At 47.6% G+C, this 16,454-nt stretch carries 15 protein-coding genes; 6 read left to right on the top strand and 9 right to left on the bottom strand.

The window, feature by feature from the left end; all coding sequences use genetic code 11:
• Nucleotides 1-33 precede the first annotated feature (33 nt).
• Entirely contained in the window at nt 34-924 is an 891-nt protein-coding gene (locus tag PHF32_03945; GenBank protein MDD4559879.1) for a tyrosine-type recombinase/integrase, read from the bottom strand.
• 91 nt (nt 925-1,015) lie between these two features.
• Here PHF32_03945 and PHF32_03940 point away from each other — a divergent pair, with 91 nt between their 5' ends.
• The 6 genes from PHF32_03940 to PHF32_03915 are packed head-to-tail and all read left to right on the top strand — an operon-like array spanning nt 1,016 to nt 6,812.
• The gene (locus PHF32_03940; protein ID MDD4559878.1) at nt 1,016-1,768 is read left to right on the top strand and encodes an acyltransferase; all 753 of its coding nucleotides are present in this window, start codon (nt 1,016-1,018) and stop codon (nt 1,766-1,768) included.
• Nucleotides 1,768-2,484, top strand: a complete 717-nt coding sequence (locus PHF32_03935) for a polyprenol monophosphomannose synthase (GenBank protein MDD4559877.1) — start codon at nt 1,768-1,770, stop codon at nt 2,482-2,484. Before PHF32_03940 ends, PHF32_03935 begins: the two co-directional genes overlap by 1 nt.
• A 10-nt stretch (nt 2,485-2,494) precedes the next feature.
• Nucleotides 2,495-2,947: a hypothetical protein gene (locus tag PHF32_03930; GenBank protein ID MDD4559876.1), complete on the top strand. Its 453-nt coding sequence runs from the start codon at nt 2,495-2,497 to the stop codon at nt 2,945-2,947.
• Nucleotide 2,948: 1 nt separating this feature from the next.
• On the top strand, nt 2,949-3,965 hold the full coding sequence (gene ruvB / locus PHF32_03925; GenBank protein MDD4559875.1) for a Holliday junction branch migration DNA helicase RuvB: 1,017 nt from the start codon (nt 2,949-2,951) through the stop codon (nt 3,963-3,965).
• Between the two features lie 6 nt (nt 3,966-3,971).
• A complete protein-coding gene (locus PHF32_03920) occupies nt 3,972-5,240 on the top strand; it encodes an MATE family efflux transporter (GenBank protein MDD4559874.1) in 1,269 nt (422 codons plus the stop codon).
• Nucleotides 5,241-6,812 carry an asparagine synthase-related protein gene (locus tag PHF32_03915; GenBank protein ID MDD4559873.1) on the top strand — a complete coding sequence of 524 codons (1,572 nt, stop codon included), beginning with the start codon at nt 5,241-5,243 and terminating at the stop codon, nt 6,810-6,812. It abuts the gene before it with no gap.
• 482 nt (nt 6,813-7,294) lie between these two features.
• Here PHF32_03915 and PHF32_03910 read toward each other — a convergent pair whose 3' ends face one another.
• The 8 genes from PHF32_03910 to PHF32_03875 are packed head-to-tail and all read right to left on the bottom strand — an operon-like array spanning nt 7,295 to nt 16,236.
• The gene (locus PHF32_03910; GenBank protein ID MDD4559872.1) at nt 7,295-8,782 is read right to left on the bottom strand and encodes a hypothetical protein; all 1,488 of its coding nucleotides are present in this window, start codon (nt 8,780-8,782) and stop codon (nt 7,295-7,297) included.
• Entirely contained in the window at nt 8,776-9,528 is a 753-nt protein-coding gene (locus PHF32_03905) for a hypothetical protein (protein MDD4559871.1), read from the bottom strand. The genes PHF32_03910 and PHF32_03905 overlap by 7 nt, the downstream gene beginning before the upstream one ends.
• A gap of 1 nt (nt 9,529) precedes the next feature.
• Nucleotides 9,530-10,633 (bottom strand): sn-glycerol-3-phosphate ABC transporter ATP-binding protein UgpC, encoded by a 1,104-nt coding sequence (gene ugpC / locus PHF32_03900; GenBank protein ID MDD4559870.1) that lies wholly within the window; start codon nt 10,631-10,633, stop codon nt 9,530-9,532.
• Nucleotides 10,634-10,678: 45 nt separating this feature from the next.
• Nucleotides 10,679-12,349: a GGDEF domain-containing protein gene (locus PHF32_03895; protein ID MDD4559869.1), complete on the bottom strand. Its 1,671-nt coding sequence runs from the start codon at nt 12,347-12,349 to the stop codon at nt 10,679-10,681.
• A complete protein-coding gene (locus PHF32_03890) occupies nt 12,346-12,660 on the bottom strand; it encodes a septum formation initiator family protein (protein MDD4559868.1) in 315 nt (104 codons plus the stop codon). The genes PHF32_03895 and PHF32_03890 overlap by 4 nt, the downstream gene beginning before the upstream one ends.
• Nucleotides 12,657-13,784, bottom strand: a complete 1,128-nt coding sequence (locus PHF32_03885) for a DUF362 domain-containing protein (protein MDD4559867.1) — start codon at nt 13,782-13,784, stop codon at nt 12,657-12,659. Before PHF32_03885 ends, PHF32_03890 begins: the two co-directional genes overlap by 4 nt.
• Nucleotides 13,781-14,956 carry a hypothetical protein gene (locus tag PHF32_03880; GenBank protein ID MDD4559866.1) on the bottom strand — a complete coding sequence of 392 codons (1,176 nt, stop codon included), beginning with the start codon at nt 14,954-14,956 and terminating at the stop codon, nt 13,781-13,783. Before PHF32_03880 ends, PHF32_03885 begins: the two co-directional genes overlap by 4 nt.
• 17 nt (nt 14,957-14,973) lie before the next feature.
• Nucleotides 14,974-16,236, bottom strand: coding sequence for an adenylosuccinate synthase (locus tag PHF32_03875; GenBank protein MDD4559865.1), 1,263 nt, complete (start codon nt 16,234-16,236; stop codon nt 14,974-14,976).
• Between the last annotated feature and the right edge of the window lie 218 nt (nt 16,237-16,454).

Here is a 16,454-nt window from a genome sequence, read left to right as displayed (position 1 = left end):
CACTTTAAGAGGAGATCGGAATGGAGGGACTAACTATTCCTTGCTGCGCGGATGCCCCTTTTCATAGGCTTCTTTGATCTCTTCCAGAGTAAGGTGAGTGTAGATCTCGGTGGTGGAGAGTTTGGAATGCCCCAGCATTTCCTGAATGACACGCAATTCTGCACCTCTGGAGAGTAAATGAGTGGCAAAGGAGTGCCGGATAGTGTGCGGAGAGTAGCCCTTATCCCGTGCGATAAGATCCAGGTAGCGGGAGAGAATTCTGTTCAGTTGCGTCCGGTCAAAATCCTTGCCGGATTTGGTGAGAAAAACGCGGTTGGAGCTGTATTCATAAACCAGCATATTTCTCTTTTCCAGATACTGTTTCAAAGCGTCAAAGGCCTTTGATCCCACGGGAATCATTCTTTGTTTTTTGCCCTTGCCCATTACCCGGATTATCCGGCGGCGAAAGTCGATATCCTCCAGGCTGAGATTTGCCAATTCCATCAAACGCAGGCCGCAGCTGTAGAGCAGCTCCAGCATTGCCAGGTTTCTGATACCGAAGATGTCTGAAGTATCTGGTATTTTTAGGAGCAGTTCCATCTCTTCTTCGCTGAAGACCTTTGCCAGGGGAATCTCAAACTTCGGCCTACGAATCCCGCGCATCGGGTTATCGCTTCTAAGTCCCCGGTATTTCAGAAATTTGAACCATGAGTTCAAGGAGGCAAGTTTGCGAGCTAGGCTGCGGTTGCAATCCGGCAAACCGGAAAGCCACTGCAGGAAGGCGCGGATGTGGAGCTTTTGAATATCGGCTGGATTTTGCAGTTGAAAGGACTCCAGCAAGAAGCTGGCAAACTGTTCCAAATCGCTCTGATAGGCATCCAGAGTATGCTGACTTTTACCCTCCAATTTCAGGTATTGCCTGTGTTTTTCAATCCACTCTTTCATGCAAAAAAACTCCTTATCTACTGCTATGCACATTTTTTGCTTGCCTTAATCCTTGTCTATAGAAAACTTGCTCAAGTGAAATGGAGGTAATATGAACCATCATATAGATTGCAGTGCCAGCTTAGGAAAAGATGTTACGATCGGTTTCAACAGCGTGATACTGGAAAACGTGACAATAGGCGATAACTGCCTGATAGGCCACAATGTAGTTATTCACGCCAATAGTGTCATCGGAGCAAATGTGCGCATCGATGACAATGTGATAATCGGCAAGAAACCTCTTTCCTCTCCGCGCAGCATATTCAAGATTCCCGAAAACCTGGCTCCGGCAAAGATCGGCAGCTATTGTCAAATCGGTGCGAATGTGGTGATATATGTGCAAAGTGAGATCGGTGAACGCAATCTGATAGCGGATATGGTCACCATTCGCGAAAATGTGAAAATAGGCGATTTGAACATCATCGGACGCAACGTAACCATCGAAAACTATGTTGAGATAGGTTCTCGCAACAAATTCGAGACAAACTCCTATATTACCGCATATTCGAAGATTGAAGATTACTGTTTTGTGGCGCCCTGCGTTGCCACCAGTAATGATAACTATATGGCTCGCGATCCAGAACGCTTTAAACACTTCCAGGGCATCACCATGAAAAGCGGTGCCCGCATCGGTGTGAATGCCACCATCCTTCCCGGAAAGACCATCGCCACAGACGGCACAGTGGCTGCAGGAGCGGTTGTCACCCGGGATGTAGAAGCAGGCAAGATCATGGTTGGCAACCCCGCCAAGGCGTTTCGCAATGTGCCGGAATCCCAACTGCTAAAGAATAATATGGATAAGTAATGAAAACTCTGGTAATAATACCCACTTACAACGAAGTAGAAAACATCGAATGCCTGCTGGGCATATTGCTGAAGAACAATCCGGATCTGGAAATCCTGGTGCTGGACGACAATAGCCCGGATGGGACTGCCGGGGTAGTGAAACGGATGATGGAGCAGGAAAACAGAATCCATTTGATTGAGAGACCCAGAAAAATGGGATTGGGCTCAGCTTATGTTACCGGCTTTAAATACGCTTTGGATAGCGGCTTTGAATACATTATGGAGATGGATGCCGATTTTTCGCACAATCCGGACGATGTCCCGCGCCTTATAGAAGCTGCGCAGAAATATGACCTCGTGATTGGCTCTCGGTATTCAAACGGTGTAAACATCATCAACTGGCCTTTCAAACGTCTGTTGATCAGCTATTTTGCCTCAAAGTATGTCAGGATCATCACATCCATGCCCATCAAAGATCCCACTGCCGGATTCAAATGCTTCCGGCGCAAAGTATTGGAAAGCATAAACCTGGACAAAATTCTCTCTGATGGCTATGCTTTCCAGATCGAGATGAACTTTCGTACTTGGGCAAAGGGTTTCCGCATCAAGGAGATTCCCATTGTCTTTACCGAGCGCATCAACGGTGTATCCAAAATGAACAGACATATCGTATGGGAAGCAGCCTGGATGGTATGGCACCTGCAGTTCCGTAAAATACTGGGCACACTGCATTAGGAGGCAGATCTTGAAGAAATTCATTGTAGTACTCTCTTTCGTACTCTTGGCTTTTAGCCTTGCAGGGATAACGATTCCTCGCGTTTACGTGCAGAAACTGGTACTGAACGATGGCAGCAATCCCGTGGTGACAGCCACAGAGAAGAAAAGTGCAAACGAGTATGTACTGCGTGCATGGATGCAGGCCAATCCCGATGAAGTAATCTCCACCGAAACGCATCCCATTCATACTATTGCCATCAAAGAAGTTGGAGACGGTATGAAGTTTTCCAAAACCGTGATAGTAAGTATCCAATTGGGCAATTTCAAACGCCAATGGCAGGCCGGAGACACGATGCACATGATGCTGACCCATAAAGCCAGCGGACAGACCAAAGGCTGGCAAATAGTCATCCCGGAAGGAACAAACCTGATCAAGCTCTTGGATGAACCGCTCGTGATTCCTCCATACAAACAGAAGTAACATGCTGGAAAGAATAAACAATCCCGCCCTACAAACGGATGAAACTGAATTTGACCACGCACTGAGACCGCGAACTTTAAGTGACTTTGTAGGACAGAATCACATCAAAGAACAGCTGGACATCAGCATCCAAGCAGCCCGCCTGAGGGGTGAACCGTTGGATCATGTACTGTTTTATGGCCCTCCCGGACTGGGCAAGACCACACTGGCATCCATAATTGCCCGTGAAATGGGGGTAAACATCACAGTATCCAGCGGTCCTGTAATCGAAAAACCATCGGATTTGGCGGGCATACTCACCAATCTGGGCAGGCAGGAAGCACTTTTCATCGATGAAATCCACCGTCTCTCACACGTGATTGAAGAGTACATCTATCCTGCCATGGAAGACTACGAGATGGAGATCATTCTGGATAGCGGACCTTCGTCACGCACGCTGAAGATACCCATCGAGCCTTTCACTTTGATAGGGGCCACCACTCGCGCCGGATTGCTGACACCGCCATTGAGAGACCGTTTTGGTATTGTACTGAGGTTGGATTATTACGACCAGGCATCCATCGAGCGCATCATCAAACGCTCTGCCATGCTCTTAAACATTCCCACCGATGAGCAAGGAGTGCAAGAGTTGGCACGCCGCAGCCGGGGTACGCCACGCATCGCCAATCGCTTGTTGCGCCGGGTACGGGATTATGCCCAGATCAGAGGAGACGGCATCATCACACTGGAGATAGCCAATGCTGCTCTCACGATGCTGCAGGTGGATCATGCAGGATTGGATGAGATGGATAAACGCATATTGGCAACTATCATAGAGAACTACCGTGGCGGTCCGGTAGGCATCAAGACCATTGCTACCGCCATCGGCGAGGATTCCGGAACCATCGAGGAGATCTTTGAGCCTTATCTGGTGCAGCAGGGCTTTTTGGAGCGTACTACACAGGGTCGCAAGGTTACTTTCAAAGCCTATCGCCACCTGGGTCTCAGCCCCATCGCGGAACAAGCTGAGATATTTTAGAGATACATGGGCTACAGGAAAAACATAGGTCACAACCTCTTTACGCAAGCTCTGAAGATCATCTTTGGAGTAGTGACCGGCATAGTAGTTGCCCGGGCGTTGGGGCCTGTACGCCAGGGTTATGTAGCCTACATCATCCTGATATTCACCCTATTGGGCAATTTTGGACATCTGGGCATCACATCCGCTGCAGCCTTCCATCAGAAACGGAGCAACGTCGAGCGGATGGTGATCTACAGTACAAACATGAATGTTTTAGGCTTCCTCTCCGTGTTTTTCATAACAGTAGTGATCTTGCTGAAATACTTCGGGATTATAATGCAGGATTACAATTGGCTAATGGTAATCGGCGGCCTGGTGATGATGGTATCCTACTTCTTTATCGGGCACCATCAAGCGTGGCTAACTGGTGACGAACGCATCATTCTGAACAATCAGATCGGATTGATATCCTTCTTTGTGAAAAGCGGGGTGATAGTCCTGCTGTGGCTGTTGGGCATGCTGACCGTACAATCATTCTTCTTCACTACGGTAATTGCCTTGCTATTATGGTTCATTCTCATCCAAATCAAGCTGAAAGAAAACTACTCTGCTGGGATATCGATTCCCCTTATAAAGATGGAATTCGCCTATGGTAGTGTGTCCTGGGCCTCTGCGCTGTTTTCTTACATGCATTACAGGGTAGATCAGATCATGATCAAGAACTATCTGGGCACGGAAGACCTGGGAATCTACACCATCGCCGTAACTATTGCCGAACTGATGTTTTTATTGCCCAATTCCATCAATATCGCCCTCACGGGTAGGCTCTTCAACCTTCCTGAAGGAGATGACGGCAAGGAGCTTTTGGCACGCACAAACCGCATCAGCTTCAGCATCTGCATTGGCTTGTGTCTCATAGCAATCCCCGGCAGTCTGCTAATCCCCTGGGTATATGGAGCGGATTACGCTTTGGCGACACGTCTGATGCTGATCCTCTTGCCCGGCATCCTCTTTGCCTGCATTCCCAAAGTGGTCTCTCCATGGTTTTTCTGCTCCGGAAGGCCCAAAGTACATCTATACATCACTCTTGGCTGCCTGATCCTAAACATCATCCTGAATATGGTCTTCATCCCCCTTTGGGGAAGCCAGGGCGCAGCATTTGCATCCAGTATCTCCTACATCCTTTATGGAATCTACTATCTGGTAATTCTGAAAGTTGGCGATGGCTTCAGCATAAAAGAGATGATGCTGCCAACCCACCGATCTTGCCATACTGCTCAATCTGAGACGTAAATGATAAAAAGTAAAAGCGGCTGGGAACAGCTCTCGAACCTTCATTTTATAGGTTATCTCTATGATGATGAGGGCAATAAGGCAGATCTAAGTGATATATTTCAACGCTTTAGCGAGGGAAAAAGCATCCCGGAGATAGAAGCCGAGTTACAGAAGGCAAATGGTTGTTTCGCGATGGTGATCGAGGGGAAGGACTATGTATTGGCCGCAGTGGATCGCATCCGTTCCATCCCGCTGTTTTGGGACTGTGAGGGCAATGTGGCAGATAGTAGCGAAGCCTTACATCATCTGGATATCGATACCCTCAAATCCGGTGATCCCATGATATTAGCAGAATTTTTGATGACGGGATATGTGTGCCGGGATGAGACTTTGGACCCTAATGTAAAACAAATCCCGGCAGCCAGTTATCTGCTGATCAACAAGGGAGAAATGCCGCGGCTGCAACGGTATTATACATACGTTCAGCCAGAAGTTAGCGACAGCAGCACGGAAGAGCTGTGCCAAAGGCTGCATGTACTGCATCAACAAGCAATAAACAGGTTAATACACTCGCTTGAAGGACGCCCTGCGGTAATACCTTTGAGCGGTGGATACGACTCCCGCCTGATTGCCTATCTGCTTAAACAAGCGCAGTATCCCAAGATATTCTGCTTCACATACGATGCCAAAACGAGCCCGGAAGTTCGCATTTCCCAAAAAGTGGCAAAATACCTGCAAATTCCGTGGATATTTGCCGAGCACAGCCGGGATAGCTGGTTTCAGGTATATTTCTCGGAAGAGCGTAAGCAGCATTATAAACACGCTGTAAATGCTGTATCCAGCGCTCATATCCAGGATTGGCATGCAGTGCGGGACATGCAAAAGAAAGGCTTGATTCCAGCCGATAGCGTGTTTATCCCCGGTCATTCTGCGGATCTGCTGCAAGGCGCTCACATGCCGCCACTGTACATGGAACAAGAGAGCTTCAGCGATGCAGAGATTATCGGGCAGATTAGCAAACAGCATTACAGTCTGTGGCGAGATTTATCACCACTGTGGCACGAGAGATTTGCCCAAAGGATAAAAGAGACCATCGATATCCCCAAAGAAGCGGATGCTCGTTGGACTGCGATGCTTTGCATGGATTGGAATATCTGTGAGCGGCAGGCGAAATTCATCGTGAATTCGGTGCGTGTCTATGAATATTTTGGTTACCAGTGGTGTTTGCCCTTGTGGGATGCTGAGCTTATGGATTTTTGGGCGAAAGTCCCGCTTCATCTGCTGGTGGGCAGGAAGCTTTGGTATATATATCGCCAAAAGTACCTTCCGATTCCACTCCCCGCCTTTCGGGATTTCAACATTCCGATGCGAATCCGTAACAAACTGCTGCGCATCGTGTTTGGAGAGATTATGAACATCCGCTACGGACGCTTTGCCCCATATCGTAATCCCATCCAATATGCCTCAGAAAAGGTAAATAGCTATCTTAGGGATGATCTTCAGTATCCGGATTTTATTGATCCCCGTCGCCCCCTGTTACGCTGTCAGATAAATGCGATACAGGCTTTACGTGCGATTTATGAACTATGAATAGTCCAAAATGCTGCCCTCACCTCTGTGACTCGTCAAGGCATGAATGACGTTTTGCTACTGGACAGCCACACCCAAATTTGGCAGATAATCTACCGAATAGCTCTAGGGCTTTATTCCTCCTCTGGTTTATCTATACTTGAACCAGTTATTATCGGGTTATCATCTAGCGGGCACTGAATGATAACAGCTTTATATCAGCTTCGGAAATGCTTGATATAGAGGGGATGAATATCACGCAGATTCAGAAGTTCCCTTCGGTCGCTGTGGCAATACTGAGATTACTACACTAAGTTTAACTTGGATAATGCGATTGAAGTCCATTTGACCTTATGTGTCTTATTGTATACCTATATGTTATAAATTAAGCGGACTTCAATATCTGGGGTAGATTCTATGCATTGCCCGATTCCAAGCCTCCCTTAATTTGTTTTACATATATAGATAGCATAGGTGTCTTGAACTCCGTATATTATTTGGCTTTATCCGAAGCTGCCGTTTAGCTTCAGGGTGATGCCAGTGCTTTGGGGCTTGACCATATTCTGATACAGAACCGCTTTCAGACTAAAACCCCGCCATTGATATGTGCTTTCAAACTCCGCCCGAAGCGTGGAATCTCCCAGAATCTCATAGCCCTCATCGTTGTCCTGATACAGTATCATCTTGTAATTCACGCTGGAACTTGCGGCTATGCCCACCTTCATCTTGAGAACCCGATGCCGGTAACCAATGTGTTGAGCCCAATATGAACCGCTGCGAAGGCTTGCATTATGCTTTTGGTGATGATAACGAGCCTTCATCTGGATATCCCAAACGGGATTGAGCTGGTGTTCAGCAGACAGAGCAAAGCGCCAGTGGTTGGGACGGCTATCCGCATATGTGGAATCTACCATTGCAAGGATTTCTCTGTCAATCGTCTTGATGACCATGCTAAGCATGCTGTGTTGATCGCGATAAGTGAGTTTCAGGCTGTTATGAGCCAGCCAGTCGGGATCGGATACATCTCCCCGGCGATTGTTCAGCACAGTTCCAAAGGCGATGTTCATGTGTTTCAAGGCTTGATAGCCGATCTCTGCCCGGAGTTCTTCCCGCCTATCCAGAGAGCTGATCAGCATGGCTTTAGAAGCATAAGCAGGACGTTGATAGCGCTTCATCATGGTGTAAGCCCACATACTCTGCACTTTTCCCTGGCTGAATTGCCAGTCCGCCTTTAGTGAAGGAGAGCCATCTTGCAGCACCAACTCTGTCATTAGCCTATGATGCTTGGTATGCATACCCAGATACGCACTGAAAGCATGAAGCAAAGAGTCCGTTTCAGCATTTACAAAGCCACGGTCGTAACCCTGGCGATAGTAAAGAGCTCCGGCTGCGGTATGCTCCTCTGCATAGTATAAGCCTATAGCACCGATTCTTTCCCAGCTTGAATTCAGGTAATTCCGTTTATTTTTAGGCAGTTGTGAGATGTTGCCTTCATTTAAAACCACATCCCGATCCACTTGCGAAAGCGCAGCCAATAGTCCCCAATTTCCCTTATTCAGATTGAATGCCAGTCCTGAAAGCGAAAAAGTTTGGGGATTGGGTGGATTGAGCAGAGCGGGAGTATAAGTGCTTCTATTTAAAAGCAGTCCGTTTCCCCAGGATACTCTATATGCACCTAGCACAGCATAATCCCGAAACATTAGCTGCAGATTAGCGAGAGTGCTGTTTTCCCCCCGCAATCCGCCCCGCACTTGCCAATTGTCCTTTTTCAGATGCAGGTAACCGCTTGCACTGTTGCTGCCGGTGTGGGATCCGGAGATGGAGAAGGCAGTGTTGAAAGGCTCATAAGTTCTATAATAGTCATCTGTTACGGCGTCAATCAACTCGTCCTGCGCCAATTCCGGAAAGCCCAGTAATTCACCGGGAAGGCTTTGAGCACAAAGCCCGGAGCAGATCACCAGAAAGACTAGCCCCAGGGCAGCTTTCACCAATAGATATCCAGTGAGACCGCATGTCCCGGATCCAGCGTGCTATGGCTGCGGATCGAATACATCAGACTCCAGGTGTGTGTATTCACCTGAACGCCCATACCAAAACGATTGGGATCGCTTTGCCAGGAGCCGTAAAGGGTGATCAAACTGAGAAGGTTAGCGGTAACAGCTACGCGAAAATAGTCATTCTGTTCCTTCTGTTGCACATATCCCAGGGCTGCATCCAAGTCTTCACTGAGACTCCCCTTCAAGCTATACGCAGTCTGTTGAAGTGGGCTTTTGCATCGCAAGAGCTTGATCTCAGCGGCATAACTGCCTCTATTGAAAGCTGTACCCAGATCGTAATACCATTCGTATTCGCCGTCCTCACCAGCTACAGAGTCGTAAATCATATGCCCGGTAGCGCCCACGCTAATACCCCGGAGGAGGTAATGTGCGTTCAGATAGGTATTGTGCTTGGTATAGTCTGAATGATATAGATAGCTATTCCCAACCCCGATGAAGAGATTATTCAAACTTATCGCATTATGCAGGCCATAAATGCTAATATCCGGTGAATTGAAGGGACGCATATAGTTTGTGCAAAAGCCTCTGATCTGCATCACCGGAGAGATACGGTAATCCGCCACCGAATTCGAGAGTAGGCTAAGCCCGGAGAGGGCATTGGCCATGGCTGAATCTTCGTCTATCGACGCTGCCAGAGGAAGCACACAGATGAGCAGCATCCACAGAAGGAAGCGCTTCATCTCAATACAGGGCGAGCTCGCTTTCAGGATCGAAGAAATGCGCCTTCACCATATCTACGGTTACGGGAAGTACGGCACCAACCTTGGGCAGTTCCTTGGGATCAAATCTGGCAACAAAGCTGTATTGCCTGGTTTTCAATACCACGTGAAATTCGCTGCCCAGCGGCTCAACGAGATCACAAACCGGGTTGAACTTCTGAGGATATTCTGCCATGCTGTCGTGGCGGGCATCATAGATGTCCTCGGGGCGAATACCCATGATAATGGCCTTGTTCTCATATTTTTTGAGCTTTGTAGCCTGATCAGGAGTGAGGGTGAGCTGATAATCCGTGCTGTCGAAGCAAAGAGCGCCGTCTTTTGCTACAAGCTTGCCGGTAACCATATTTATGGCAGGACTACCGATGAAACCTGCCACAAAGACGTTTATGGGATTGTTGTATATATTCAATGGACTGTCTATCTGATGGATGATGCCGTCCTTCATCACCACGATGCGATCTGCCATAGTCATGGCTTCCACTTGGTCGTGAGTAACATAGATCATGGTGTTTTCCAAGGTCTGGTGCAGCTTCACGATCTCTGCGCGCATGGCCACACGCAGTTTGGCATCCAGGTTTGAAAGGGGTTCATCAAAGAGGAATACTTTAGGATTGCGCACGATGGCTCTGCCTACGGCAACACGCTGACGCTGACCGCCAGAGAGTTGTGCAGGCTTGCGTTTCAGCATGCTCTCTATGCCCAAAAGAGAAGCAGCTACATCTACTTTTTTGTTGATTTCCGCCTTGCTTTCACCACGTAACTTCAGAGCAAAAGCCATGTTGTCAAACACTGTCATATGGGGATAGAGAGCGTAGTTTTGAAACACCATAGCGATATCGCGATCCTTAGGCGGCTTGTTGTTTACCAGGTTATCACCTATATAAATATCCCCGCTGGAGATTTCTACCAAACCGGCAATCAGGCGCAACACAGTAGTTTTACCGCAACCCGAGGGGCCTACTAACACCATAAACTCCTTGTCTTCAGCTACAAAACTAACGTCCTTTACAGCGTGGAAACCGTTATCATAATACTTGTTTAGATTCTTTACGACTATCTTTGCCATGGCATTCTCCTTATCAGGAAAGGAATTTCGCTTATGTGTTGTTTGTCAAGCAGGATTTTTCTCGGGCATATACACTTCGACCCGGTTACGCCCGTTCTCTTTGGCTACATACAAGGCTTTATCGGCATGCTTCACATATTGCATGAGGTCATTGAATTCAGTAGCAGAATACATCAAATTGCAGGCCAGGCCTATGCTAATCGTTATCTTTATTTTGTGTCTTTGATACTTGAAGGTACTTGCTTCTATCTCAGTCCGCAATTCCTCCATCATAGCCAAGCACTTATCGGGCATAATATCAAACAGCACCACGAGAAACTCTTCACCTCCGTAGCGGATGATTATATCACTCTTGCGGAAGGCTTTGCCCAACATCTTCCCCAATTCCTGCAGGACAAGATCCCCGGCAGCATGCCCATAGATATCGTTTACCTTCTTGAAGAAGTCTATATCCATCATAGCAAAACTAACCGTAGCTTTATGCCTGAAAGCCAGCGCAACGATCTGAATCAGGTTGTTTTCCATGTATCGTCTATTACGCAAACCGGTTAGAGTATCTCTGAGAGAGAGCTCGCCCAGCTCCCGGTATAGCTCGTCAATCCGGTCGAAATTTGCCTGCATGTTTTCCACATAGCTGTTGTTTCGCATACTGGTCTGGTGACTGAGATCCAGATAGAGTTTATCCATATAGCCGATACACACTTTGTAGTCACGATTGCTTACATGCATCCTCAGGTATTTCGATATGCCAATCAGACGCTCCCAGCATTTATACAGATAGTAGTTTGACGATTTGAAGCTCTGGATGCTATCCCTGAAATTTTCATTCCTGCCGCTCACATAGTTGCCGGCAAAGAAATGCAGCGCATGCAGTTGCTCCGCATTCAGCATACTCTCTTTGAGGGACATAAGCTCGTTTAAAAGCTGCATCTTCGCTTCCGGCAAAGTCATCCTGTCGTCCATGGAAAACAGTTCGTAACCCACGATGGCGCTATTCACGTTCTGATGACTCTTTACAATCGCATAGAGGTTGTTCAACAGAGCCCGATAATATGGAGTAGGCCTCAGAATGTCCAGTGAGCTAATCCAACGGCCCATCAGGAATAAAGCGCACTCTTCACCTTCATTGCGGAAAATATGAGTAGTGAGTTTCAAGAGGATCCTGATTTTGGCTTCCACATTGCTGAATGCATCCATGATCTTGAAACGGCATATCTGATATAGAGTGTAGAAACTGAGATGTTCTTCGGTAATCTCCTGCTCCAATTCCGTGGCCAGAGCAGCGGCGGCATCGAAGTGCTTAATTTCCACAAACAGATAGAGGAGTTGCAGCTTATCAAACAGCTTGATCACTGATGCATTTTTATTAAAGTAATGTGAGAGTATCTCCAGGATCTGCCCATAGAAGGGAGATTGTTCCAGCACAGGCAGATGATTCATGATCACAAAGAACTTGTAGAGCTCACTATCATGGTTCTTGCGCGGTTTGCTCAAAGCTTTAAAACAGGCATCGAAGAATACTGCAATAATTGCTATAAAGCGCTGGGGATCCTCGATCATGTTGAGATGCTGTACTGTTAGATTCACCAGGCTTTCAATGTTATCTTCGAGGTTGGAGGAGTCTTTATCGAAGAGTTCGCCGGCTAAACGTTGAAGCTCCGCGACAGCCCGGGGCTTAATCTCGCTCATTTCAGGGATATCGTAGGGCAATTTCATCGTTCATTCTCTTTAGATGGGACAAATCTAAAGACCTTCTCACCCGGTTTCGTAAGGCCAAACTGTTCCCGGGCTGCTTTTTCGGCAGCCTCCGGATCCGTCTTCAAGCGCATGTTTTCTCTGGCCAGAGAGTCGTTTACCGCTTTCAGAAATTCAGCTTCTTTCTCCAAACCTTCCACTTGGCGCTTCAACTGGTAGGTATTCCAGAAGCTGTTTCTGCCTAGCACCAAGATCCAGAGTATGAGGAGCACTATGGCGATTGCGTAAAGATAGGACAAAATCCGGGGACTTTCCCTGGACTTCACTTTCATCGTGTAAACCTCTGTGCAATAAAAGATTTGTGAATATCTATGGCTTGTGTGGGGCAGAGTTCATGACAACACATGCACTTGATACATTTATCTCTATTCACCATGGGATAGCCGTTGTCCTGCCAGGAAACAGCCTCCACCGGACAACTGCGCACGCATACACCACAACGCACACAACGCGAGCTAACCACCGGATAGTAGTAATATACTTGTTTAAAAGCATAGCGTAGTGCTTTGGGCAAGTAGATTAAACCGGTTTTACTAAGCTTCACTATGCGGGTATCCACACCGGGAATTGAGTGATGCAAAAAGCTATGTGGAACTTGGATCTGCGAAGGGATGATGCCCTCCATATGCAGAGCATCCCAGAGATAGGGCACGTCTTTGATTTTGAGCCCCATCATGCGTGAGGCCACCGTATCCAGCGCCGGAATGCTGGATGAACCCATCAAAAGTCCAAAATGCCTGGGATTCCCCGCCGATGGTCCTGCTCCGTCCATCCCCATGATGCCGTCGATGATATTATAAGTGATCTTGGAGCGGCAGAGACCATAGATGGCAAGTAGCAACCTGGCGAAGCTTCTGGTATCCGGATTCTGCCGGTGATATTCACTTTTCACCATGCCCGGAACCAAGCCATAAAGATTCTTCAGGGCTCCAGTATAAGACATCAGGGAATGAGTTTTGTACTTCGCTACGTTTATCACGATTCCGCATTTGAACAGTGCTTCGGAGATCTTTACCTCAGTTCCCTCATAGTTCAATTCACGATACTTTTCTGTGGACAGGTTTACCAAGCGGATGGGATAGCGATCGGCAAGATCCTGCAGACCACAGGTTTCCCACACTTTCTTCACGGATACAGAGCCCCCGGGGCTATCTCCCAACCATACCTCTTTCTTGAGTGCCAGGAAATAGCGGATAATGGCTTCAAGAACCATCGGGTGAGTGGTTACGGCGCGCTCCGGCGGATAAGCTCCCAAGAGATTTGGCTTTATCAATACCCGCTTGCTGCGTCGTACTTTATTGTCTTTAAGTTCTGAAAACCAAGCCTTTACAGCATCTTCCAGTATGGGCAGATCATAGTTTTCTATGGCTCTTATCTGTACTATGGGATGCTTCATCGTCTTTCTGGCAACTCTTTGGAAAAGAAGGTGTTTAGCTTTATCCCAAGCCCGATATTAAACTGAGTTTGAGGGTTGTCCCCAATAATACAATGCATGATGGATGCATCGATCTTACCATGCTTGAATAGGTAGGAAATCCCGGCTGTAATGAAGTGTTGAGAGTCGTTCTTGACCCTCATGCTGGTCGGTACATCTTCCCAAAACATAGATGTATCCGCATTAGCGGTGGTGTTTAGAGGTAACATGATCTCGCCTTCCCATACATCGGAGCGATACATATATCCTGCCCTGAATATGCGGTTCTCTCTATGACGCTCTCCTCCAAGGTGCAGGCTGAAGCGATCGTTGAATCTGCCATCGAGGGCAGAGTCGTTTATAAAGCCACAATCTCCGGAAAGACGATATTCCCCTTTGGTATAGCTGAGTCCACCGCTAAGTTCCAGGGGCAGATCGTAGTCGTAATTGCCATAGCGCAAATCCACTTCGATCGGAGTGGGCAAAGTAGCAGAAAGCCCCGCCATGAAAGGCCCGTGTTCCATCAGGATTCCAGGCTGCAATCTCAGAGCGGCTACAGACTCTTCCACCCGGTCGTATGAGTGCAGAAAAATAGGATCGAAGTAATTGTGCAATTGATAATGTGCTGCCAGACCCAAGCGGATGCTATCGATAACCCTGTAATTTGCCAACGCACTGAATTGGTGAAGATTGTACTTTGGCGAGCGCACCACCAGATCTGCTCCCTGATTGATCTCGATAATAAAGTCTTGTAGCTGTATGCTCTTGGGATTGGAGTACATTGCAGACAGTACCATCCTGCTTCCCACGGGGAAACCGAAACCAAAGATACCCAGAGGCATTGGTGACACATAATTTGCGTTAAAGATTAATCCATCGACGTCTTGAGATGGTTTGACGCTGATCTCCGCAAAGGCATACGCGGAATCCGCCATCATTACTGCAGGATTGATCAGACCAGCTTCAGCACCACCCAATACAGCAGCTCCGGTGTATCCTCTCCCTGCCGCTTCGGCACCGTGAAAATTGCGGGAGTAGGATTCATAGAATGGGTTTGCGTACATGGATACATTCATTACGGACAGCGTGTCTGCAGATTGGGCAAAAAGACCCGTGCAGACTAGCATCAGGATAAAGACTAAACGGGTTTTCATGGTATCCTCCCAGTATCTCACTTTTTTGTATGAAAGGTCTGACTGCGCTCTTTGCCCACCGACACTATCTTTATCGGTGTTTCCAGCAAATCTTCGATGGCTTCAAGATAGATCTTTGCATTCTGGGGTAGAGCGGAGAATGAGCGCACTTTTGCCAAATCTTCATCCCAACCCTTGAGCAACGTGTAGATAGGTTCTACTTTCTGCAAGTCCAAGGGATGCGATGGCGGACTGGTCAGCACCTTTTTTCCAAGTTTATAGCCTATACAAATCTTCAGCTCTTCAATGCCTGAAAGCACATCCAGCAGGGTAAGAGCAATACCGTCCAAAGTATTCAGCTTGGATGTGAACGCAGCCATCACTGCGTCAAAATGCCCGATTCTTCTGGGTCTGCCAGTGGTAGCGCCAAATTCGTTGCCTTGCATCCGGATTTTGTCTGCCAAATCCCCAAACATCTCTGTAGGGAAAGGGCCTTCGCCCACTCTGGTGCCGTATGCTTTAAACACACCCAGAACCTCGTCAAGAAGCCGGGAAGAGTATCCCGCTCCTACGCCAATGGCATCTACAATCGTATTTGAGGAGGTCACATAGGGATAGGTGCCCCAAGAGCGATCCAGCAAGGTTCCCTGAGCGCCTTCAAAGAGAATCTTGGCATCCTGCAGACGGGCCTCATGCAAGAGTTCATAACTCTGTACTACATTCTTTTCAATTAACTTCCAACAATCACTCAGCCGTCCCAAGAGCTCTTTCAATAGAGTGGGATCTGCTTTGAGACCATGGTATTCGTAAAGATCGGTAATTCTTCGTTTCAAATAGGCAGGATGGGCCAGATCGATCAATCTAATCCCGGTTCGCGCGGTGAGATCGGCATACGCTGGCCCGATTCCGCGCCCAGTAGTACCTATCTTTGCGTCTTTCAGCAAGCTTTCACCCCTGCGATCCAATTCCATGTGCAGAGGCAGGACAAGCCCGGTTCGCTCATCGATGAACAAGCGTTGATTAAAATCAATACCCACAGCTTCTAAACTGCGAATTTCATCCATCAAGGCAAAAGGATCAACCACCACTCCGGGGCCGATTATGCACTTTGTGCCGGGATACAATATCCCGGACGGTACTGTGTGAAATACGTACTTCTTCCCATCTACAACGATGGTGTGACCGGCATTGCTGCCCCCCTGAAAACGCACCACAAAATCGGCATCGCCTCCAAGGTAGTCCACAATCTTTGCCTTCGCCTCATCACCCCACATGCAACCCAAGACAGCTATAGCAGGCATCACTTTCTCCTGATTTCTTTAGGACTTCACAACATATACAAAGACATCTTTTGTCAATGCAAATTTGTTTTACTGGCATTCCCCCATTTTTAGAGACTGTTCAATACCTCCCACTTCATTATGCTACTTTCCTTGTGTTCTTAGAGAAAAGCAGGTCGAGATGGTTCCAAGCGAGCTTTTCTTGACAAATATGGGAGATATTTAGACTGGCGATCAGC

This window comes from Candidatus Cloacimonadota bacterium (assembly GCA_028706475.1).
Lineage (GTDB): Bacteria > Cloacimonadota > Cloacimonadia > Cloacimonadales > Cloacimonadaceae > UBA5456.
The sequence above is the reverse complement of the archived record's forward strand: the minus strand, read 5'-3'. Positions and strand labels throughout refer to the sequence as shown.

Coding starts and splice junctions, on each gene's coding strand:
- PHF32_03945 (MDD4559879.1), bottom strand. CDS start 924: ATGAAAGAGTGGATTGAAAAACACAGGCAATACCTGAAATTGGAGGGT.
- PHF32_03940 (MDD4559878.1), top strand. CDS start 1,016: ATGAACCATCATATAGATTGCAGTGCCAGCTTAGGAAAAGATGTTACG.
- PHF32_03935 (MDD4559877.1), top strand. CDS start 1,768: ATGAAAACTCTGGTAATAATACCCACTTACAACGAAGTAGAAAACATC.
- ruvB (MDD4559875.1), top strand. CDS start 2,949: ATGCTGGAAAGAATAAACAATCCCGCCCTACAAACGGATGAAACTGAA.
- PHF32_03920 (MDD4559874.1), top strand. CDS start 3,972: ATGGGCTACAGGAAAAACATAGGTCACAACCTCTTTACGCAAGCTCTG.
- PHF32_03915 (MDD4559873.1), top strand. CDS start 5,241: ATGATAAAAAGTAAAAGCGGCTGGGAACAGCTCTCGAACCTTCATTTT.
- PHF32_03905 (MDD4559871.1), bottom strand. CDS start 9,528: ATGAAGCGCTTCCTTCTGTGGATGCTGCTCATCTGTGTGCTTCCTCTG.
- ugpC (MDD4559870.1), bottom strand. CDS start 10,633: ATGGCAAAGATAGTCGTAAAGAATCTAAACAAGTATTATGATAACGGT.
- PHF32_03895 (MDD4559869.1), bottom strand. CDS start 12,349: ATGAAATTGCCCTACGATATCCCTGAAATGAGCGAGATTAAGCCCCGG.
- PHF32_03890 (MDD4559868.1), bottom strand. CDS start 12,660: ATGAAAGTGAAGTCCAGGGAAAGTCCCCGGATTTTGTCCTATCTTTAC.
- PHF32_03885 (MDD4559867.1), bottom strand. CDS start 13,784: ATGAAGCATCCCATAGTACAGATAAGAGCCATAGAAAACTATGATCTG.
- PHF32_03880 (MDD4559866.1), bottom strand. CDS start 14,956: ATGAAAACCCGTTTAGTCTTTATCCTGATGCTAGTCTGCACGGGTCTT.
- PHF32_03875 (MDD4559865.1), bottom strand. CDS start 16,236: ATGCCTGCTATAGCTGTCTTGGGTTGCATGTGGGGTGATGAGGCGAAG.